The organism is Actinomycetota bacterium (assembly GCA_030776725.1).
Lineage (GTDB): Bacteria > Actinomycetota > Nitriliruptoria > Nitriliruptorales > JAHWKO01 > JAHWKW01.
On sequence record JALYHG010000045.1, the window covers coordinates 1 to 3,821 of the forward strand.

The following is a 3,821-nucleotide window of genomic DNA, read 5'->3' on the forward strand; positions in this document are numbered from 1 at the left end:
CGGGCATGGCGAGCATGTCGGCCTCCTGTACCCGAGCGAACCCGTCGATGGCCGAGCCGTCGAACCCGATGCCCTCCACGAAAGCCCCCTCGAGCTCCGCGGCGGTGATCGCGACGCTCTTGAGGAAGCCGAGCACGTCGGTGAACCACAGACGGATGAAGCGGATGTCACGCTCTTCGACGGTGCGGAGTACGTACTCCTGCTGCTTGTCCATGATCAGCGTTTCCCCTGGTCAGGCGGCTAGGAGGTCTCTTCGTTCCGCGAGCGTTCCGCGGGAGCATCGTTCCAGGCGCGCTCCACCAGGATACGTGTCCGCTCGTCCGACGACGGCCAGAGATGCGAATACGTGTCGAGCGTCTCTGTCGCGCTCGCGTGGCCGAGCCGTTCCTGCACGTCCTTCACGGATTCGCCTCCGTCGATCAGGATCGAAGCGTAGTGATGGCGCAGGTCGTGAGGTGCGGAGGGAACGCCTGCCCGCCTCGCCATCCGGTCCCGGGATGTACACGAGATGCTGCTCGACGTGGACCTCCCGGCGCAGGAAGTCCACGGCCTCGACGGCGAGCCCAAGGATCTCGCCCGAACGAAGTCCGGTCCCCGCCCCGAAGACGACCAGGGCCTCCAGGTCCGCGGGCGCGGCCGACGCCAGCGCCTTCACCTGCTGCGTGGTCAACGGGACGACCTTGTCCTCCACGATCTCAGTGCGATGTTCCGGCAGGGCGTCTCGGCGATGAGCCGATCGTCGACGGCGGCGCGGAAGATCGTCCTGACACGCGAGTAGCAGCCATTGACGGAGGCGGGCGCGAGCTGCTCCGACAGTTTCGATACCCAGCCCTGGATGTCGGAGCGCTTCAAGGACGACAGACGGCGATCACCCAAGGTCGGGTAGACGTGGAGCCGGAGCAGCCGCTCGTAGAGCGCCTCCGTCGAAGGCCGGTGCGGCTGCGAGGCGCGCCAGCGTTCCGCGTACTCGCGGAACGTGATGCGACCGGCCGATGGGTCGACGTAGCGGCCGGTGAGCATGTCGGCGGTCTTCTCGTCGATCCATCGTTGGGCGTCGGCCTTGCGACGGAAGGTCTTGGTGCGCTCCCTGCCGTCGGGGTCGCGGTAGCGAGCCTGCCAGCGTCGTTCGGCGTCCTTGCCGCGGTCCCTGGATGTGCGCCACCTCGGCCTCCTCGTCAGCCGGCTTCGGCGTGCTCGCGGGGGATGTCGTCGCTCTGGTCGTCGAGCCAGGCTTGGATGTCGGTCCACCGGTAGCGGACGTGGCGGCCGACGCGGTATCCGGGTGGGCCTTCTCCGCGGTGGCGCCACTGGTAGATCGTCTGCACGGGGATAGCGAGGTAGGCGGCGAGCTCGGTGGGTGAGAGCAGCCGATCAGCGCCAAGATCGGGGTTGTGGGTGGTTGCCATCGGGGCCTCCTGTCTGCCATGGAGGAACTCCCCGTCGACGTCCTCGGTTCGTGACAGGCGTGCGACAGGTGCACGCCTGGCCGAGGTCAGCGAAGGTCCCTCCACGAGATAGAGGCCCGATTTCGGGGGTGGGTGTGACCGCGAACTTCGCGATCGCTCTGGACAAGTCGAGGGGCGACGGCGGGGAGACGTCACCGGGTGGGATGGCGTTGCTGCCAGGCGTGGAGGTCGGTCCAGCGGAACCGGATGTGGCGGCCGATGCGGTAGCCGGGCGGACCCTCCCCGCGTTCACGCATGCGGTATAGCTCGTCGAGACTCAAGCCCAGGAACCGCGCCGCCTCGCGGGCACCGATCAGCCTCAACCGGTCGTGTCCGGGGGCGGGGCGGGTCACTTCTGCCTCCTGGAGCTCTCCAGCCTGCTCACGTTGCCGAGCCGCACGGGCTTTGTCCACCACGACCCGTCCGACCTTGTGGATAGTGGATAAGTGGGCCGTCCGGCCTTCCGAGCGGGCGGAGGGGTAGCCTGGATCGCGATGACACGCACGACGACTACCGACCGCAAGGCCTCCGCGGAGGAGGTCCGAAAGCACGCGAAGGCGCTGCGCGCTCTGGCCGCAGAACTCGGCGTCGATCCGGTGCGGGTGCGAGACGACGGGACGGTGGTGGTCCACGCCGACGAACCCGGCTACCGGCAGGCGCTTGAGGCGTCGGCGAGGGCCAGCGCGCTGGTGGGTACCTACGTGCACGTCATCACCGACGACGTTCCTGGCGCGGTCGACGCCCAGGAGCTGTGAACGGACCACTCCTGGTCGACCAGCTCGTCGAGGTGCTCGAGCAGATCAGCGACCTCCTGCCCGACGACAGGGACGTGTGGGACGACGACGTCCGGACACGGCTGGCCGTCGAGCGACTCTGGATCACCGCCGGCAACGTCGCCGAAGCGCACCGAGTGACCGCTGGCATCGACGCTGGCGCTGAACCGTGGGCCGAGCTGTACCGGTTCCGCAACCTGCTCGCACACGCCCTGCCCCGGGACCTGTCCTCCGGATCGGATCTGGGTCGAAACCGTGACGGATCTGCCCCGAGTGCTCGATGAGGTGCGTACGCACCGCGGATGACCCGGCCGGGGGCGCACCCGTGGCGCGCCGCTGTTAGGGACGCTCACCGTCCGATCCCGCGGGAGAAGCTGGTTTCACGGACGAGGCGACGTTCGCGTTCGGGCTGTTCGAGGAGCCTGATCTGTCGTATGGCCTGCCCGAGCTGGGACACGAGTTCGGTCCGGTCGCGGTTCTGGACGTCGGAAACGGTCGGTGGACCGAGGGCATGGTCGGGGTCATCGATCTGCCAGCGGACACGGAACGCTTCCATCCGGGTGGCGGCCTCGCGCCAGACCGCACGAACGTCGGGGCGGTGGGGCGGTTCGCCTGAGCGTGTCGCCCAGCCAGGCCGGAGGCTGCCGCTCGTGTCGTCGCAGCCTGTCGGCGGCCACTGCGTCGAGGACGCCGCGGAGCCGGTCCGCTTCGGCCTTCCAGGCCTCGGTGTCGCGTCGGTCGCCGAGCTTGTCGAGCTGCCGACGGACGCCAGCGGTCTGCTCTTCGATGCGGTTCGCCCGATCGATGTAGCCCTCCAGAGCGGCGTTGAGGCGATAACGCTCGCGGCGTGACGCCCTGCTCAGCCGCGAGAGCCCGGAGGTGATCTCCCCGAGTTCCGCACGGTCGCGGGCGTACCAGACCCGCAAGGTCTCCAGCTGCTCGGCAAGCTCGTCGAGCTGGGGATGCAGGGTGCGGCGGGTCGACCTCGCGCGCGTCGTGCAGCTGGTGGGCGAGCTGCTGCCAGCGGATCGCGGTCTCGGTGGGGTCGTAGACGTCCCGGTCGGCGAGCGGGGTGTCGGCTCTCGATATGCGGAGGCGACGCGCCAGACCCTCGGTCGGGTCCTCGGCCGGCTCGGGGGCGTGCCGTCTGGGGTGGGCGAGGTTGGGATCGGCCAGATAGAGGTGGTTGGTGTGCCGGCCGCGGGACGTCGCGACGTAGCCCCACTCGCCGTCGATGGTTTCGTCGGCCACGATCAAGGCGTGGTCGACGGTCAGCCCCTGGGCCTTGTGACCGGTGATCGCGTAGCCGTGTGCGAGGTTGCCCTCGGCGAGGTAGTTGGCAGGCAGCGTGATCTCGTGATCGTAGCCGTCGGGCCGGAGCTTGAGCGCGCCGTCGGGATGGACCGCGACGACGGTGGCACGGGCGCCGTTGTCAACGTCGAACCGCCGGTCGTTGCGCAGGCACACCACCCGGTCCCCGGCCGCGAACCGACGTCCGTCCGGAGTGCGTACGTGGCGACCGGTGATCTGGCCGGCCTCGATGCGGCGCTGTCGGGCGGCGCGGTTGAGCTGGTCGACCTGCCGGTGGGTCCGGGCGATCATC

Annotated in this window: 10 protein-coding genes; 5 read left to right on the forward strand and 5 right to left on the reverse strand. The window is 69.2% G+C overall.

What is annotated here, in order from left to right:
• Positions 1 to 214, reverse strand: a 214-nt coding sequence (locus tag M3N57_01710) for a glutamine synthetase (protein ID MDP9021421.1), incomplete at its 3' end; no start/stop codon positions are given.
• Between the two features lie 26 nt (positions 215 to 240).
• Positions 241 to 486 carry a tyrosine-type recombinase/integrase gene (locus tag M3N57_01715; protein ID MDP9021422.1) on the reverse strand — a complete coding sequence of 82 codons (246 nt, stop codon included), beginning with the start codon at positions 484 to 486 and terminating at the stop codon, positions 241 to 243.
• A 22-nt stretch (positions 487 to 508) separates the two neighbouring features.
• Between M3N57_01715 and M3N57_01720 the strand changes: the two genes are divergently transcribed.
• On the forward strand, positions 509 to 778 hold the full coding sequence (locus tag M3N57_01720; GenBank protein ID MDP9021423.1) for a hypothetical protein: 270 nt from the start codon (positions 509 to 511) through the stop codon (positions 776 to 778).
• On the opposite strand, the gene M3N57_01725 is transcribed toward M3N57_01720, so the two are convergent.
• From M3N57_01725 to M3N57_01735, 3 genes are all read right to left on the reverse strand, one after another.
• Positions 667 to 1,020 (reverse strand): N-terminal phage integrase SAM-like domain-containing protein, encoded by a 354-nt coding sequence (locus M3N57_01725; protein ID MDP9021424.1) that lies wholly within the window; start codon positions 1,018 to 1,020, stop codon positions 667 to 669. The two genes, M3N57_01720 and M3N57_01725, sit on opposite strands and share 112 nt — an antisense overlap.
• A gap of 155 nt (positions 1,021 to 1,175) precedes the next feature.
• On the reverse strand, positions 1,176 to 1,406 hold the full coding sequence (locus M3N57_01730) for a helix-turn-helix domain-containing protein (protein ID MDP9021425.1): 231 nt from the start codon (positions 1,404 to 1,406) through the stop codon (positions 1,176 to 1,178).
• Between the two features lie 191 nt (positions 1,407 to 1,597).
• On the reverse strand, positions 1,598 to 1,861 hold the full coding sequence (locus tag M3N57_01735) for a helix-turn-helix domain-containing protein (protein MDP9021426.1): 264 nt from the start codon (positions 1,859 to 1,861) through the stop codon (positions 1,598 to 1,600).
• 78 nt (positions 1,862 to 1,939) lie between these two features.
• Between M3N57_01735 and M3N57_01740 the strand changes: the two genes are divergently transcribed.
• The 4 genes from M3N57_01740 to M3N57_01755 all read left to right on the forward strand — a co-directional run.
• A complete protein-coding gene (locus tag M3N57_01740; GenBank protein MDP9021427.1) occupies positions 1,940 to 2,200 on the forward strand; it encodes a hypothetical protein in 261 nt (86 codons plus the stop codon).
• On the forward strand, positions 2,197 to 2,502 hold the full coding sequence (locus M3N57_01745; GenBank protein MDP9021428.1) for a hypothetical protein: 306 nt from the start codon (positions 2,197 to 2,199) through the stop codon (positions 2,500 to 2,502). Before M3N57_01740 ends, M3N57_01745 begins: the two co-directional genes overlap by 4 nt.
• Positions 2,503 to 2,868: 366 nt before the next feature.
• Positions 2,869 to 3,069: a hypothetical protein gene (locus tag M3N57_01750; GenBank protein ID MDP9021429.1), complete on the forward strand. Its 201-nt coding sequence runs from the start codon at positions 2,869 to 2,871 to the stop codon at positions 3,067 to 3,069.
• 118 nt (positions 3,070 to 3,187) lie between these two features.
• On the forward strand, positions 3,188 to 3,821 hold a 634-nt coding region (locus tag M3N57_01755), incomplete at its 3' end, for a hypothetical protein (protein ID MDP9021430.1).